Consider the following 14,881-nt stretch of genomic DNA (forward strand, 5'->3'; position numbering starts at 1 on the left):
GGGCGGGGCGCCGCTGCGCCCGCCCCCGGAAACGCGCAGGCAGCGCCCATGACGCCAAGAGATGCGCCGAGCATCTGCCGACGGTTGATGCGTGCATTGCTCATGTCTTCCTCCCATGGATTTCTCTGGAGCAAGCATAGGCAGATCGCCCCGTGGGGCAATGCAAACTTGAGTAAAAGGAAAGGTTAGGTGGGGGCTTCTGTTGCCAGGCGCCCCCGGGCCCCGCCTCCGGGTCTGAAACCGGAGGACTTAGGTCGGAAAAACCGTCACCGCTTACGCGGCGAGCAGTTCGCCCTCAGCAAAGTTGTCGTTTGCAACTATTTGCTTTTGAGCTTCTAACGCAGCTCAAGCGAGCGAAAGCCTCGTCTTTACACGTCCGTCGACACTATTTCAGCCCCATCAGGAAACGGCTAACGAGGCCGTCTTTTGGTGGAGCTGCCGGGTACCGCCCCCGGGTCCGAGCCGCTTATTACACGCGCATTTATCGCCATAGTCCGAAGACATGACCAGTATAGGGGACTGGGGGTTAAAAAGTAACCCTGTTTCTGCGGGCCGGGGATCGGCTGGACGGAGTGGAAGCCTTGCAGCACACTCAGCTCGCGGGCGGCGTCCGGGGGACATGGTGGAAGCGGGCGGTGGATTCCGGAAATCTCTCAGGCATCCCCGGCCATCCTTCCTGACCGCGCGCGGGCTCGCAGTGCTGGTTTCTGGCCAAGCTTCTTTGCCGTCCTGCCATCGAGGTCCCTGCCCCACCTGGTAAACGGATTGTCCGCCGCGGCACGGATGATGCTGCCGCTGGTCCAGTATGGGCTGATCGCTGGCCGCAAGCGTGCCTCGCACAGGGTCGTGGGCTGGGCATCATTGGCGCTCGCTGCGATTGTCGTGGCGAGCGGCGTCTACGTCGTCCAGAGCATGGCGTACAACAATATCGCCAATTTTGCGCCTTCTCGACGTGAAAATCGTATGGCTCGACCTCACCGGTATGGCGCTGTTCTGCGTCTATGTTGCCTTTGCCGTTCTGGCAGCGCGCAAACGAGATAACCGGTTGCATGTGACGGCCCTCGCAGCGAGCGCGTAAATCGCGCTCGAGGCGGCGCTCGAGCGATTATTCGTGAACGCGCTGGCCTGGCCCGTGGCGGATTTCAGCGCGAGCCTGCAGGCGTCACTGGTTTTTCTTGAGGTGGTGTGCGCGGCGATCATTTTCCGGGAACCGCGCACCGGACGCATTCGCTGGCCGATGCCCGTTTTGCTAGGCTACTATCTGGTGATGCATCGCACCCTGACACCGGTTGCCTCCAGCGAGGCCTTCCGGAATTTCAGCGACTGGTTTGCGATGATCGGCCGAGACCGCAGCTGACGGCGCTCACCCGCCGTTGAAGTGGCCGTGGATGCGGATGGCGAGGGCTTCGTTGACGCCGTCGACCTGCATGAGGTCGGCGACCTTTGCCCGCGAGACGCCGCGGGCGGAGCCGAAATGGTGGAGCAGCGCTTTCTTGCGCGTGGGGCCGATGCCTTCGATCTCGTCGAGCGGGGAGCGGGCGGCTTCGGCGGCGCGTTTCTGGCGGTGGGCGCCGATGGCCCAGCGGTGGGCCTCATCGCGCAGGCGCTGGAGGTAATAGAGGACGGGGGCGTTCTCAGGGAGCTTGAAAGGCGCGCGGCCGGGGCGGAAGAATTGCTCGCGGCCGGCATTGCGGTCGACGCCCTTGGCGATCGAGACGAGCGTGACATCGTCCGGGGTCAGACCAAGTTCCGCGAGGGCCTCGATGGTGGCGTTGAGCTGGCCGAGGCCGCCATCGATCAGCACGAGATCCGGCCAGTCCTGGTCCTGCCCGCCTTCGCGTTCCTTCAGCGCACGGGCGAAGCGACGGCGCATGACTTCGCGCATCATGCCGAAATCATCGCCGGGTGTGATCTCAGTGTCCTTGATATTGAACTTGCGATAGGCGGCCTTGCGCAAGCCTTCAGGGCCCGCCACGACCATGCCGCCGACCGCGTTGGTGCCCTGGATGTGTGAGTTGTCATAGACTTCGATACGGTCGGGCATTTCGGGCAGCTCGAACACTTTCTGCACTTCGAGGAGCAGGCGTTCCTGGCTGGCGGTTTCCGACAGCTTGCGGGTGAGCGCCTCGGCGGCGTTGCGTTCGGCCTGGGTAAGGAGGTCGCGCTTGGTGCCGCGCTCGGGGCGGCGCAGGTCGATTCGGCGGCCGGCCTTGAGGCTCAGGGCTTCGGCGATCAGCTCGGCCTGGTCGGGCAACTGGTTGACGAGGATGAGGCGCGGCGGGGGGCGCTTGTCATAGAACTGGACGAGAAAGGCGGCGAGGATTTCATCCGCCGTCTGATCCCGTTCATGGCGCGGGAAGTGCACCGTGGCACCCCAGTTCTGGCCGGCGCGGATGAAGAAGACCTGCACGCAGGACATGCCGGCGTCCATGGCGATGGCGAAGACGTCGGCTTCCTCGATACCGTCCGGGTTCACGTCCTGCGTGGCGCGGACATGCGCGAGCGCGCGGATACGGTCGCGCAGGCGGGCTGCGTCTTCGAACTGCATTGCCTCGGCGGCGGCTTCCATTTCGGCGGCAAGGCGTTTTTGCAAGTCCGCCCCCTTCCCGCGCAGGAAGTCGGCCGCCTCGTTGGCGAGTTCGGTATAATCTTCCTGCGAGATCAGGCCGACGCAGGGCGCGGCGCAGCGCTTGATCTGATGCAGCATGCAGGGGCGCGTGCGCGCGTGGTAGACGCTGTCCTCGCAGGTGCGCAGCAGGAAGGCCTTCTGGAGCGTGTCGAGCGTGCGCATCACGGCGCCGGCGCTGGCGAAGGGGCCAAAATAGTCGCCCTCGTCCTGCTTGCTGCCGCGATACTTCTTGATCTGAGGCGCCTCATGGTTTCGGCGGATCAGGATGTAGGGGAAGGACTTGTCGTCGCGCAGGAGAACGTTGAATCTGGGTTTGAGCGATTTGACGAGGCTCGCCTCCAGCAGCAGCGCCTCGGTTTCGCTCTCGGTGACGACGAATTCCATCCGCCGCGTCTGCAGGATCATCCGGGCGATGCGCTGGGTGTGGCCGCCCATGCGCGTGTAATTGGCGACGCGGGCCCTCAGGTCGCGGGCCTTGCCGACATACAGGACCTCGTCGACGTCCCCGAACATTCGGTAGACGCCAGGCTTCGAGGGAAGCCGGGAGAGGTTGTCCTTGATGACATCGACGCCGCGCCGTGGGGCTGCGCCGGCCTGATTCTCGCTCATGGCTGACAGATAGTCGACCCGGGCGGGCGCAGGAAGGGCGCTATGTGGTGTAACCGGACGCGGTCCAGCCAAGCGTGGCGGCCGCCGCGACGATCATGAACATGATCCCCATGAAACGCTTACCCGCCTGTTCGTCCACGCTGCCGCCCTTGAACTGGCCGACGAGCAGCTGGAACAGGCCCATCGTCACGGGCCCGGGCAGGACAAGCTGTTGGGTCGTCTTCAGGCTTTCGAAAAACTGCCGTCCCCGGCGGGCCACGCCGCTCAGGTCAAGTCCCATGCCAGAGCGCGCGGGCTCGATCCTGGCCTTCCAGTTGTTGCCAAACATTTTACTGCCTCCGGGCCAGCCTTGCGGCCTGAAGTGTCCCGTCCGTATAAACAGATTGCGCGAAATATTTTACCTTTCCGCCAATTCTTCGATGAAAAGCTGACCGATCCGGCGCAATCGCCGGGAAACCAAACCTTTCGGCACGGGCGAGGGCCGCGCGCCTTGCGGAGGGCCGGGCGCGCCGGTATGCGTGCGCCGCTCTCCCACGTTCAAGGACCCATTCCAAATGGCCGCCGATATCCAGCTCTCCGATGCCATCTCCCGCGTCAAACCGTCGGCCACGATTGCCGTGACAACCAAGGCCGCCGAGATGAAGCGGCAGGGCCTGGACGTGATTGGGCTGGGCTCGGGCGAGCCGGATTTCGACACTCCGGAGAACATCAAGGACGCGGCCATCCGCGCCATCCGGGAGGGCAAGACGAAGTATACACCCTCAGACGGCATTCCGGAGCTGAAGGAAGCGATCTGCGCCAAGTTCGCGCGCGAGAACAGCCTTGCCTACAAGCCGTCGCAGGTGAATGTGTCGCCGGGCGGCAAGGCTGTTTTGTTCAATGCTTTCATGGCGACGCTCAATCCCGGCGACGAAGTGGTGATCCCTGCGCCTTACTGGGTGAGCTATCCGGAGATGGTGTTGCTGGCGGGCGGGACGCCGGTGACGGTGACCTGCGGCGCCAACAGCCAGTACAAGCTGACCGCCGAGCAGCTGGACGCCGCGATCACACCGCGCACCAAATGGCTGGTTCTGAACTCGCCCTCGAACCCGACAGGCGCGGCTTATGCGGCAAGCGAGCTTAAGGCCCTGGCGGATGTGCTGCTGCGCCATCCCCAGGTCTGGGTGCTTACGGACGACATGTACGAGCATCTTGTCTATGACGGCTTCGAATATGCGACCATCGCGCAGGTGGAGCCGGCACTTTATGACCGCACACTGACGATGAACGGTGTTTCTAAGGCCTACGCCATGACCGGCTGGCGGATCGGCTATGCCGCCGGGCCGGAGAAGCTGATCGGCGCGATGCGAAAGGTGATGGACCAGTCAACGTCCAACCCCTGCTCGGTCAGCCAGTGGGCAAGCGTCGAGGCGCTGAACGGGACGCAGGATTTCCTCCCCGGTTTCCGCGCGGCCTATCAGGCGCGCCGAAATTTCATGGTGGAGGGCCTGAACGAGGCCGAAGGGCTGATCTGCCCCAAGCCGGAGGGGGCGTTCTATGTCTATCCGTCCTGCGCCGGCGTGATTGGAAAGCGGGCACCCTCCGGCGCGGTGATCGACAATGACAAGACCTTCGCCAGCGAACTGCTGGAAACCGAAAAGGTCGCCATCGTGTTTGGCGAAGCCTTCGGTCTCGCGAACACGTTCCGGATTTCCTATGCGACCTCGGACGCGGTGCTGAAGGAAGCGCTGGTGCGGATCCAGCGGTTCTGCGCCGCATTGTCATAGACGCAGCCTATAACACCTTCGGGTAATACGCATTTGCGCGCCGCCGGGTGTGTGCCCATATGGGCGGGACAGTTTGCGACAGCTGCAGGGAGACTGACATGGCGATTGATATCGGACTGACGGACGCCGCCCGGACATCCTCGGCGGAAGCGCTTAAAGTGCTGCTGGGCGAGACCTATGGGCTCTATAACAAGACGCACGGTTACCACTGGAACGTAACCGGGCCGCGCTTCAACGAGCTGCACGGCATGTTCATGACGCAGTATAACGAACTCTGGCTGGCGCTGGACCTGATTGCCGAGCGCATACGCGCGCTGGGCCACTTTGCACCGGGCTCGTCCGCCGAGATACTGGAACATGCGACGATCAAGCCTGACAAGGGCGTGCCGGAAGCCAGCGAGATGGTGAAAAACCTTGCGGCGGGCCACGAGGCGGTGAGCAAGGCCGCGAAAGCCGGCATCAGGATCGGCGAGAAGAACAATGATCCGGTCTCGGTGGACCTGTTCACCCAGCGTGCGCAGATTGCCGAGAAGACAGCCTGGATGCTGCGGGCTTCGGTTTAGGCACGTTCGGCGCCCAGCGCCCTGCCAAGCGCCGCCATTGCGTCCCGGGCATAGGCGCGGGTGACGCGGGCGCCGGGCACTTGCATGAAGGCATGCGGGGCGCCTGGATAGACGTGCAGCTCGACCGGCACGCCGTCAGCCATCAGGCGTTTGGCATAGTCGAGGTTTTCCTCCGTGAACAAATCAAGCGCGCCGGTGGCCATGAAGACCGGGGGCAGGCCCTTGAGGCTTTCCGCGCGGGCGGCGGCCGCGTAAGGCGACACACCTTCGCTGCCCGGCGGCTGGCCGAGGAGGCTGGTCCAGCCGAAATGGTTCGAGCCATTGTTCCAGACAAATTCGCCGTAGATGGGTGAGAGGTCGGTGCGCACGGCGGTACGGTCGTCGATCATAGGAAAGATCAGCTGCTGGTGGCAGAAGTTGTATTCGCCCCGGTCGCGCACCAGCAGGGCGAGCGATGCCGCAAGCCCTCCCCCGGCGCTTTCGCCGGCGACGGCGATGCGGGCCGTATTGATGCCAAGTTCGCTGGCATGGGCGATCATCCAGGCGAGCGCGGCATAAGCGTCCTCGACATTGCCGGGATAGCGCGTTTCCGGCCCGAGCCGGTAGGCCGCGCCGACCACGACGGCATCGAAGGCATCCGCCCAGAGCGCGCATTGCGGGCCCATGAATTCCGGATTGCCCATGATATAGCCGCCGCCGTGCAGGTGGAGGATAGCGGGGCGCAAGGCGGCGCCTTCCTTGCGGAGATAAATCTTTGTACGGACGGTCGGCGCGCCGGCGGGCCCTGGGATATGGCGCTCCTCAACCGACACGGTCTCGGGGAATGGGGGTAGCTGGCTCAGCATCCCGTCACGGGCGGCGCGGATGGCGGCGAGATTGTCCGCCGAGAGGGTCATCGTGGGCATGGCGTCAAGAAAGGCGATCAGGTCTGGCTCGACGAGGTGGCGTGATGACATGCGGGCTTCCCTGCTGGCAGTTTCTTCTGGTTGGGGCGGCGGTTAACCGGCAAAGCGTATCACGATCTCAATGCGCTGGTTGAGGCTCGATGGCGCGCCGTCTTCCGCGATTTCGAGCGGCTGGTCCTCGCCGAAGCCCTCGGCCGAGATCACGTCCAGCGGCACGCCCCGCGCGGCGATCCAGTCCCGCAGGTCGTTTGCCCAGGCCTTGCTGAGCGCCAGGTTTGCTTCGCGGCTGCCGACGCTGTCTGTATGTGCACGGATGAGGACCTGCGAGATTTCGCCCTGACTGATTGCGGCCAGCAGCACCGGCTCGAAGGCATCATACCGGATCTCGTCCCTGTCCGTTACGGGGATCGTGTAGAGGATTTCGGGCGCGAGCATGGCCGGCGGCGGCGGAGGTGGAGGGGGTGGAGGGGGTGGATGGGATTGAGGGGATGGAGGCACGGCCTCCTCCTCGCGGGTCGCGGGCGGCGCAGAACGCGTGCGCACACGCTCGGTTTGTACCGGCGCATCGGCGACATTCTGGAGTGGATAGGCGTCACGGTAGAGCGAACAATCCTTTTCTGCGGGCACCTTGTCAGCGTTGACGCGGAAATATTCGAGCCCGTCCGGCGTGCTGGCATACCGCCGGCGCTCCAGCGCGCGGATTTCCGGATTAGCTTCGGCCAGCGCGCAGAGGATGTCGCCGAGGATGAAGGGATTGTCGGAATAATAGTTGTGGCCGAGGCCGAAGAGTTCGGTGGCGATGCCGGTGGCGTCGACAGTCTGGTAATACGGATTGGCCCGGATGAACGGCTTGTCGCCATTGGTATCGCCGAGGCGCAGCTTGCTGTTGACGATTTCGGAGACGTGCAGCGCGCGGTCGGCGTCAGACGTGTAGATCGTGACGTTGGCCTTCAGGTTGTCGAGCACGCCGGTGGTGGCCTCGAAAATGTCGCGGTCGACATCAGCGGCCACGAGGATGATGCGGAACTCGAGATCGTCGCGTCCGTGTCGCTCCAGATAGTCCGCCGCATAGGATTCCAGAGCCTTGGTCAGGATGCGGTTGCCCATCGAGTGCGCAACGATGTTGATGCGGCGTATCTCGGCGTTCCCGGTAATGAGATCGAGGAACTCTTCAAGGTAAGGCGCGGCTTCCAGGGACTGGGCCTGGTCGCCGCGGTAGTCATCGAGTGACAGGGCGCCCGCCGAAGGCCAGCTGAACAGCATCGGCGCGCCGGCATCGAAAATGCTGCGGTGCGACAGGTCGACCGACAGCTGCGCCGAGCGGATCAGCGCGTCATCGAACGGCGTGTTGAAACCATGCACGAACAGCAGAACCGAACCGCTGTTACGCTCGGCCAGGGCCCGATCAAGGTGCGTCAGGAACGCATCCGTGCCCGCCCGCGTGATGCGCGTGAGGAACACGTACTTTGCCAACTCGCTTTGCGCTTCAGGCGGCGGGCCTTCCAGGATCGGTGTTTCGCCTCGGTCGCGGGAGCCGCCCTCCTCGATCAGTTTCGGCAGCCAGACATCTGCCCGGCCAAGTTGCAGCCGTTTTGCACTGCGCGCCAGCACGTCCTTCGCATCCGCTTCCTGATTGAGTCCCGGCTCATTGCCCTCGAGGATGAATTCCCGGTTGGTGCCGAACAGGACGCGCACGCAGTCCACCGCGTTCACGGTCGCGGGCGTCAGCAGCTCGGTGCAGTCGGTTCCGAAATCGGGGTGATACTTCGTCGGCTTCGGCTGAAGCAGGAACCAGGCAGCGCCGGCTCCGGCGCCCGCCACCAGCAACAGGAACAGCACCAGCACCAGCATCCAGCGCCGCATGTGCTCTCTCCACCGCCTGATTGGCCCCGAAGACACCACACGCGGGCGATCAATTCAAGCGGCGAGTTCCGGAGTGAGCTCAATCGCGGTTGACACGGCGCCCGCCCGTGGCACGAGATCGCAGCGATGACTTTGAAGGCCCTGTCCAACCGCGACCGCAAGGAAGACCTCCGCGACGGGGTCTACCTGCATGTCTTCACGACCAGCGAGGACGCGCGCCTGCCGGCCTTCTTCGAGGCTTATGACGCCGCATTCATCCTCGAAGACGAAAAGGAAGACCTGGACGGCTTCAAGGCCTGCCTCGACCTCAATCATGGCGCGGCCTATGCACGGCTTTCGGGGCTGTATGGGCCTTACCGCGAAGTGGTGGTCATGCTGACCGAGGGCGCGGCGGGGCGTGTGCTGGGGGCGGCGAGCTTCATCGCCTTTGCAGGCGACGGCGCAGACCTGACGGTGTCACTGAGCTATATCTTCGTGGATTCCGCCGAGCGCCAGCGCGGGCATTTCTCACGCCTGATGGCGCTTGTGCGCGGCGAGGCGAAGGCCTCCTTCACCTGGCCCGGCGAGGCGCCCGAGCCGCTGGTCTTCATCGAGATGAACGATCCGGTTAACATGTCGCCGGAGGACTATGCCCTCGACAGCGCGCATGCCGGGCTGGACCAGGTTGACCGGCTGAAGATCTGGGAACGGCGCGGGGCGCGCATCGTGGCAATGCCCTATCGCCAGCCGCCACTCTCGGCGCAGCAGACCGCCGAAACCGACCTGCTTCTGGGCGCGCTGGGCGCAGAGGGCGACAGCCTGACGGCCTGCCTGATGGCGAAGCACATGCGCCGCTTTTTCGGGGTGACCGTGCTGAAAGGCGCCGATCCGGAGAGCGCGCCGGTTGCAGCGCAGCAGCTGGCGAGGCTGGATGCGGCGTGCCGCAAGGGCGAAGAGGTGGCGCTGACCGGGTTTGACAAGGTGTTCGCAGAGGCCGCGTATGTGCGGCGGGACCGAGCGGCGCCGGCGTGACGCCAGCGGGGACGAGGGGGGATATGTCCATGACCGAGACAGCTGTCGCGGCAACCGATTTCGAGAAGTGCGCGGACCGCTCGCTCTATTTCACCCTGTCGCTGTATGTGTCCGGCGACCGCGTCGAGGCCGCGCTCGGGCAGCGTCTGGCGCCGTCGATCGTGCGCGGTTTCCAGGCGAACTACCGGGCCAGCCAGCGCCTTCGCAACGGGGTCGAGCCCCTGCTCAACGATATCGCGGACCGCGAACGCCTCAACAAGGTGGATGATTTCCTGTTGGACACGCTGTGCCCCGCGGCTGGCGAGTTTCTCGAAGTGACGGTGCCGGACAAGATCGAGTGGATGACCGAAGGGCGCCGCTTCACCGCCACGCCGCCGGGGCTCAACAAGACGCGCACCGTGCGGGTGCGGCGTTTCTGGTACACGCATGCGAATGGCGCGGTCGGGTATCACCTCTCCTTCCGCTATAACTACGACCATACGCCGGGCGACTTCTTCTTCCTGTCGCTGATGCAGAAACTGGCGGCGCCGAAGGAATTCGAGATCAAGGGCACGGTGCCGGAGGGCAAGGAGATACGCCCGACCGATGCGCAGACCGGGATTGCGCCGCTCGACGCGATCAAAGTGAAAGGCGCAGGCGGACGCCCAGCAAACTTCTGGCATTTTGTGCGTGATACATTCAACGCCGACGCCGCCGATCTTTTCTCGAAACTCAAGGAATACTGCCCGCCGGCCAAGCCGCCAAAGAACCCCGTTCCGGCCTTCGACAACCTTGTGGCAGAGGCGCCCTTCATCGAGGTGCCGGGACTGATCATGCCGGTCTCGCGCCTCCTGTTCTTCTTCGAGGACAAGACATTCTTCCGGCGCCTGCTACCCGAAATCGATCCCGCCACCGAGAAGCCGGCCCCGCGCTCGCTGATGGTGCAGGAGGGCTGCTACGCAGCCTACCAGACGGAACTGGCAGGGTGCGAAGTCCCAGCCGTGAACGGGGTTCCGCAATTTGAACTGGCCAAGCCGTTCTGGAAATGGGTCGCTGACCGACCAGACTATGATCAGTATACAGATGAACAGATCGAGACTGCTCGCAAGTAGATACCGGCGATGGAAAGCCGCAAGCGCGAGGATTGCCTGCAATACCTTTTCCTGGCCGGGTTCAACCAGAACATCATCGACTTCATGAACCAGGATCCGTCCGAGATCCTGGACTCGATCGACCCTATCTATCCGTCGACGGAGCAACAGGCCGCCGAGCGAAAGTTTGCCCGCTTCGCCAATCCCCGCGCGCTGATCACCTTTGTCGAGAGGGCCCGCAGCCTTGAGGCAGCCAATGATTTTATCGGCACCTGCCCCTATGCGTTCATGATCCACGTTGTCTCGATGCATAACGAGTTCATGACCCGCGAATACGAGGCCTCGGCCTTCGACCTGATCAGCGATGTCGAAACGCTCGGCAGCAGCGGCAAGCTGAAAAGCGCCGCCGAGAAATTCTATGATTTCCGGACCGGCAAGTATGCCGCCTATTACCGGGACCGCTATACCAACATCTTCCGGTATGACACCGAACGGGACGTGTTCGATTCCATGATGCAGCTGCGCGGTATCGAGCGGCGCAACGACTATATTGAGAAGCTGATCTCGAACCTCGAGAGCCAGACCCATGACCGCGAACAGCGCATCAAGCAGGATGAGGAGAAGCTGCTGACCGCCGGTCTCGGTGCGCTGGGCATCTTCGGCTTCTTCCAGGTCGCCTTCGACTGGGCCGACAAGCTGAAATACTTTGCCGACCCGGCCAATGTTCCGGGCAATGCGACGGGCCCGGGCGTGCATTTCTCGCTGATGCCGCCGTTCGTGCACCTGACGCCGAATGCCTGGCTGACGCCCTGGGACGGGTTTTCGGCCGCGATGCTCTATGCCTCGCTCGCCGTCACGTTCGGCGGGGCGCTCGCCATCCTGTTCCTGGCCTTGAATGGCCATTTCCGGAAACGCAAATAGGGCGAGAAAAGAAAGCCCGGCAGCATCTTGCGACGCGCCGGGCTGAAGTGGGGTCCTGTTAGGGGGGAGGAAACGCCCAATCGGAGGAATGACCGGGTTATGCGCAGGACCCACCGCATGAGACCTACATAGGAAGGTTACGCTGCAATGCAACATGCGGGACAGCAGGTCACACATGCAGATCTGCATGAATTACGCAGAATTCATGGCCTTTAACGCATGGGCAGCTTGCGCAGCGGCTCTGTCTCGGTGGTCAGGAAATCCCGGAAGGCGGCGACCCGTTTCGATCGGCGCAAGTCACTGGGATATATGAAATAAAGGTCGAATGTGGGGCCCGTGATCTCGGGCAGGACCCGGACCAGCCGGGGCAGCGCACTGGCCATGTAATCGGGCACATCGGCGATGCCGAGCCCTGCATCCACGGCGCGCATCATCGCGAAAACGTTATTTACTTTCAGGGTGGCCGGGCGGGGGGGGGCGTCATCGCGCCCTACCCGGCAGGCGAAGCTCATCTCCTGCAGCGGCGAGTTGTCGTCGCCATAAGCGATAATCCGGTGGTTATCGAGGTCCAGCGCGGTCCGGGGCACGCCGCGGATCTTCAGGTATTCGGGGGCCGCGTAGAGGTTTGTGGCCACCGTGCCAAGCTTACGCTGGATCAGGTCGGCCTTGTCGGCGGCCCAGAGGCGGATGGCGCACTCGGCCTCCAGCTTCAGGAGGTCATACTCGCGCTGATCATCGAGGCGCAGATCGAGGTGCAGGTCCGGGTGGCGGCGCACGAAGTTGCCCAGTCGGGGCACCAGCCAGACCGAACCGAAGGCCACCGGCGCCGAGACAATCAGCTCGCCTTGCGGGGTTTCCTGCTGGTCCTTGAGGGCCGTATTGGCCAACATGGCAGCGGTCGCCATGTCCATTGTCGAGCGGTAGAGCGTGTGGCCGCTGTCCGTCAGGACGAGGCCGCGGGCATGACGCTGGAACAGCGACACGCCCAGCTGTTCTTCCAACGCCGCGATCTGGCGGGAGACAGCCGACTGCGAAATGCCCAGCCGCTCGCCGGCGAGCGTCAGGCTGCCGGCTTCCGCTGCGGCGTGAAATGATCTGAGCTTTCCCCAATCCATGTGAACCTTTTGGCACGGCCCGGACTCGCGCGGCAAGAGTCCGCTTGATTTGAAGTGGCGGCCTAGCCGTTGGCGGCGGTCAGACGCGCTTCGGCGTCTTCACCAATGGCGATCACTTCAGCGAGGAGCAGGTCAAAGTCCGCAAGGGTTGTCCGGTGGTTGGTCAGGTTGACCCGGATCACCGTTTCGCCCCGCAGGCGCGTGGTCGACGGCGCCGCGACACCGCTCTCCTGCAGGCGAATGACGATTTCCTCCGTCAGTCCATCCAGCGCGGCGCCCTTCAGGCCGGAGCCGATATAGCGGAAGCAGCAGATATTGAGCTCGGCCGGAGCCATCAGCTCCAGGCGCGGATCGGCGGCAACCTTTTCGGCGAGCCAGGCCGCCTGCGCGCAATTGTTCGCGATGGCGCTGCTGAGCCGCTCGGTGCCAAAGCCAGCGATCTGGGACCAGATTTTCAGCGCCCGGAAACTGCGTGAAAGTTCCGGTCCATACTCGACCGGCCAGGGATTGCCTGCGGCGAGGCCGCGCGTGGCGGGCTTGAGATAATCGGGCCGGTCGGTGAAGGCATGACGGTGGTGGGCCTCGTCGCGCACGAGGACGCAGCCGGCGTCATAGTTCACATGCAGCCATTTGTGGAAATCGAAAGCGAGCGAGTCGGCGCGCGCAATGGCGGCAAAGCGCGGAGCAAGCTGCGGCACAAGGGAGGCGAGCGCGCCGAACGCGCCGTCGACATGGAACCAGAGCTTCTCGGCGGCGGCGATATCGGCAAGCTCCGTAAGCGGATCGGTTGCGCCCGCATTCACCGTGCCTGCGGTGCCGATGATAACGAAGGGCTCAAGACCCGCCGCGCGGTCTTCCGCGATTGCGGCGCGCAAGGCGGCCGTGTGCATCTCGAAGCCTACGTTCACCGGAATTTTGCGCAGAGCATCGGCGCCAAGGCCGAGAATATCGAAGGCGCGGGGATTGCAGGCATGCGCCTCAGAGGAGGCGTAACCAACGAGACGGGCGCCCGCAAGGCCGGCCTTGCGGCTGGCAAAGCCGAGGCGGACGTCACGGGCGGTTTTCAGCGCGACAACCGTTGCGAGCGATGTGCCAGAAACAATCAGCCCGCTCGCGGTTTCCGGAAAGCCGAAAAGTTCCCGGCACCAGCGGATTACCTGCCGCTCGACATAGATCGCGCCGTGGTCGCGCCCGCCGGCATTTGCGTTGATCGCGGCGGCGGTGATCTCGGCAAGCAGGTTCTGCGGCGTGCCGGAGCCGTGTACCCAGCCGAAGAAACGCGGATGCGTGTTACCGCCGCCATACGGCAGGAGGCAGGCGAGCTGCGCGGCAATTTCGGATTCGCCCTGTCCGGCCCTCGGCAGGGGCTGGTCGAACGCCGCCTTCATTTCCGGCGGAAAGGGCGTCCACACCCTGCCCTCCCGGGCGTTTTCCATCTTCGTGATCGCCGCATCGAGCAGCGCATGCGCAGCCTCGCGGAATGCGGTCCAGTCTTTCGGATCGAGCCCGGTTTCCGGATCGTCTGGCATCGGATTGTCTTTCGGTGAATGCTACTGGCTCGCCCACAGGATCCGCGCGATCCAGGCGATTTCGGAGGGCTTGAACTCGCGGGACGGGTAGTCCGGGTTAAGCGAGGCGAGCTCGATGATACGGGTATTCTTCCGGGCGAGGACCCTTGCGATCACTTCACCCTCGGCTGTTTTCGCGACCACCCGGTCGCCCGTTTTCACCTCGGCGCCGGGGCCGACAATGATGCGATCTCCGGCTCGGTAGGCGGGCTCCATCGTGTCGCCGCTGATCTGGAGGGCGTAGACGGTCTCGGTGCCGAGGCCGGGAAAGCGTACATCGCCCCAGCCCGCGCCCACGGGGAAGCCCGCGTCGTCGAAGAAGCCATCCTGCCCCGCCTTTGCAAATCCGATCAGCGGCGCCGAGCCACCCCGGCGGCCTTCGACCAGCGCCGCGAAATCGTCAAAGCCCGCGCCGACCGCGTCCAGCACACGGGCGAGGCTTTCTGTGGTCGGCCAGCGGGGCCGGCCCTCGGCGCCTTCGCGCTTGGAAGGATTGAAACTCGTCGGGTCGAGCCCGGCGCGCTTGGCGAGGCCGGACGCCGAGAGGCCATGATGCGCAGCCAGCTGGTCCAGCCCGCGCCAGATATCCTCGTGCTGCATCAGGGCCTCGCAGCGAGTGTGGAAACATTCCTATATTAGGAATATTCACCTATCGTCAACGCTCTGGCGTGTGCCAGTCGGAGGGCGGCACGGCGCGGCGCCGAAGGCGCAGGGAAAGGCCGAGCGCCACGCCGACGCCAATCGCTACGGCGAGGTCCGCCACCACGGTGAGGACCAGCGTCAAGGCCAGCAGCACACGGTCCTCGACCGGCAGCTTCGCATGTTCGCGCCACTTGTGCGGCTCGCTCATGTTCCAGGCGG

General features: G+C 64.1%; 14 protein-coding genes, 1 other RNA gene and 1 pseudogene. 7 read left to right on the forward strand and 9 right to left on the reverse strand.

The features are described 5' to 3' along the window. Positions 1-188: 188 nt before the first annotated feature. Positions 189-541, reverse strand: a transfer-messenger RNA (tmRNA) gene (gene ssrA, locus WEA77_RS11870). Positions 542-952: 411 nt separating this feature from the next. Here ssrA and WEA77_RS11875 point away from each other — a divergent pair. Both WEA77_RS11875 and WEA77_RS11880 read left to right on the forward strand, forming a co-directional pair. Then, positions 953-1,078, forward strand: coding sequence for a hypothetical protein (locus WEA77_RS11875; RefSeq protein WP_368068097.1), 126 nt, complete (start codon positions 953-955; stop codon positions 1,076-1,078). Positions 1,079-1,111: 33 nt separating this feature from the next. Next, positions 1,112-1,357 carry a hypothetical protein gene (locus WEA77_RS11880; protein WP_368068098.1) on the forward strand — a complete coding sequence of 82 codons (246 nt, stop codon included), beginning with the start codon at positions 1,112-1,114 and terminating at the stop codon, positions 1,355-1,357. A gap of 6 nt (positions 1,358-1,363) precedes the next feature. Here the strand turns inward: WEA77_RS11880 and uvrC are convergent, their stop codons facing one another. Both uvrC and WEA77_RS11890 read right to left on the reverse strand, forming a co-directional pair. Next, the gene (gene uvrC / locus WEA77_RS11885) at positions 1,364-3,238 is read right to left on the reverse strand and encodes an excinuclease ABC subunit UvrC (protein ID WP_368068099.1); all 1,875 of its coding nucleotides are present in this window, start codon (positions 3,236-3,238) and stop codon (positions 1,364-1,366) included. Between the two features lie 40 nt (positions 3,239-3,278). Next, positions 3,279-3,566, reverse strand: a complete 288-nt coding sequence (locus WEA77_RS11890; RefSeq protein WP_368068100.1) for a hypothetical protein — start codon at positions 3,564-3,566, stop codon at positions 3,279-3,281. A gap of 226 nt (positions 3,567-3,792) precedes the next feature. Between WEA77_RS11890 and WEA77_RS11895 the strand changes: the two genes are divergently transcribed. Both WEA77_RS11895 and WEA77_RS11900 read left to right on the forward strand, forming a co-directional pair. Beyond that, positions 3,793-5,004 (forward strand): pyridoxal phosphate-dependent aminotransferase, encoded by a 1,212-nt coding sequence (locus tag WEA77_RS11895; RefSeq protein ID WP_368068101.1) that lies wholly within the window; start codon positions 3,793-3,795, stop codon positions 5,002-5,004. 98 nt (positions 5,005-5,102) lie between these two features. After that, the gene (locus WEA77_RS11900; RefSeq protein ID WP_368068102.1) at positions 5,103-5,567 is read left to right on the forward strand and encodes a Dps family protein; all 465 of its coding nucleotides are present in this window, start codon (positions 5,103-5,105) and stop codon (positions 5,565-5,567) included. Here WEA77_RS11900 and WEA77_RS11905 read toward each other — a convergent pair. Continuing rightward, complete coding sequence (locus WEA77_RS11905) at positions 5,564-6,523, reverse strand: alpha/beta hydrolase (RefSeq protein ID WP_368068103.1); 960 nt, start codon at positions 6,521-6,523, stop codon at positions 5,564-5,566. The two genes, WEA77_RS11900 and WEA77_RS11905, sit on opposite strands and share 4 nt — an antisense overlap. A gap of 42 nt (positions 6,524-6,565) precedes the next feature. Further along, positions 6,566-8,335 (reverse strand): alpha/beta hydrolase, encoded by a 1,770-nt coding sequence (locus WEA77_RS11910; protein WP_368068104.1) that lies wholly within the window; start codon positions 8,333-8,335, stop codon positions 6,566-6,568. 126 nt (positions 8,336-8,461) lie between these two features. Between WEA77_RS11910 and WEA77_RS11915 the strand changes: the two genes are divergently transcribed. From WEA77_RS11915 to WEA77_RS11925, 3 genes are read left to right on the forward strand one after another with little or no spacing between them, the layout of a single operon-like run. After that, positions 8,462-9,346 (forward strand): hypothetical protein, encoded by an 885-nt coding sequence (locus WEA77_RS11915; RefSeq protein ID WP_368068105.1) that lies wholly within the window; start codon positions 8,462-8,464, stop codon positions 9,344-9,346. 29 nt (positions 9,347-9,375) lie between these two features. Beyond that, positions 9,376-10,437: a hypothetical protein gene (locus tag WEA77_RS11920; RefSeq protein WP_368068106.1), complete on the forward strand. Its 1,062-nt coding sequence runs from the start codon at positions 9,376-9,378 to the stop codon at positions 10,435-10,437. A gap of 9 nt (positions 10,438-10,446) precedes the next feature. Beyond that, entirely contained in the window at positions 10,447-11,337 is an 891-nt protein-coding gene (locus tag WEA77_RS11925) for a hypothetical protein (protein WP_368068107.1), read from the forward strand. A 212-nt stretch (positions 11,338-11,549) separates the two neighbouring features. Here WEA77_RS11925 and WEA77_RS11930 read toward each other — a convergent pair whose 3' ends face one another. The 4 genes and pseudogenes from WEA77_RS11930 to WEA77_RS11945 all read right to left on the reverse strand — a co-directional run. Next, positions 11,550-12,452: a LysR family transcriptional regulator gene (locus tag WEA77_RS11930; protein WP_368068108.1), complete on the reverse strand. Its 903-nt coding sequence runs from the start codon at positions 12,450-12,452 to the stop codon at positions 11,550-11,552. A 62-nt stretch (positions 12,453-12,514) separates the two neighbouring features. Beyond that, positions 12,515-13,981: an aspartate aminotransferase family protein gene (locus WEA77_RS11935; protein WP_368068109.1), complete on the reverse strand. Its 1,467-nt coding sequence runs from the start codon at positions 13,979-13,981 to the stop codon at positions 12,515-12,517. Between the two features lie 21 nt (positions 13,982-14,002). Next, positions 14,003-14,620 (reverse strand): helix-turn-helix transcriptional regulator, encoded by a 618-nt coding sequence (locus WEA77_RS11940; RefSeq protein WP_368068110.1) that lies wholly within the window; start codon positions 14,618-14,620, stop codon positions 14,003-14,005. Between the two features lie 55 nt (positions 14,621-14,675). Then, a pseudogene (locus tag WEA77_RS11945) lies at positions 14,676-14,881 on the reverse strand (SulP family inorganic anion transporter); the annotation flags it as partial.

The sequence above is a fragment of the Hyphomonas sp. genome (assembly GCF_040882205.1).
GTDB lineage: Bacteria > Pseudomonadota > Alphaproteobacteria > Caulobacterales > Hyphomonadaceae > Hyphomonas.

What these genes read in the sequence shown, in the direction of transcription:
- uvrC (WP_368068099.1), bottom strand. Translation starts at nt 3,238, where the DNA reads ATGAGCGAGAATCAGGCCGGCGCAGCCCCACGGCGCGGCGTCGATGTC.
- WEA77_RS11890 (WP_368068100.1), bottom strand. Translation starts at nt 3,566, where the DNA reads ATGTTTGGCAACAACTGGAAGGCCAGGATCGAGCCCGCGCGCTCTGGC.
- WEA77_RS11895 (WP_368068101.1), top strand. Translation starts at nt 3,793, where the DNA reads ATGGCCGCCGATATCCAGCTCTCCGATGCCATCTCCCGCGTCAAACCG.
- WEA77_RS11900 (WP_368068102.1), top strand. Translation starts at nt 5,103, where the DNA reads ATGGCGATTGATATCGGACTGACGGACGCCGCCCGGACATCCTCGGCG.
- WEA77_RS11905 (WP_368068103.1), bottom strand. Translation starts at nt 6,523, where the DNA reads ATGTCATCACGCCACCTCGTCGAGCCAGACCTGATCGCCTTTCTTGAC.
- WEA77_RS11910 (WP_368068104.1), bottom strand. Translation starts at nt 8,335, where the DNA reads ATGCGGCGCTGGATGCTGGTGCTGGTGCTGTTCCTGTTGCTGGTGGCG.
- WEA77_RS11915 (WP_368068105.1), top strand. Translation starts at nt 8,462, where the DNA reads ATGACTTTGAAGGCCCTGTCCAACCGCGACCGCAAGGAAGACCTCCGC.
- WEA77_RS11920 (WP_368068106.1), top strand. Translation starts at nt 9,376, where the DNA reads ATGACCGAGACAGCTGTCGCGGCAACCGATTTCGAGAAGTGCGCGGAC.
- WEA77_RS11925 (WP_368068107.1), top strand. Translation starts at nt 10,447, where the DNA reads ATGGAAAGCCGCAAGCGCGAGGATTGCCTGCAATACCTTTTCCTGGCC.
- WEA77_RS11930 (WP_368068108.1), bottom strand. Translation starts at nt 12,452, where the DNA reads ATGGATTGGGGAAAGCTCAGATCATTTCACGCCGCAGCGGAAGCCGGC.
- WEA77_RS11935 (WP_368068109.1), bottom strand. Translation starts at nt 13,981, where the DNA reads ATGCCAGACGATCCGGAAACCGGGCTCGATCCGAAAGACTGGACCGCA.
- WEA77_RS11940 (WP_368068110.1), bottom strand. Translation starts at nt 14,620, where the DNA reads ATGCAGCACGAGGATATCTGGCGCGGGCTGGACCAGCTGGCTGCGCAT.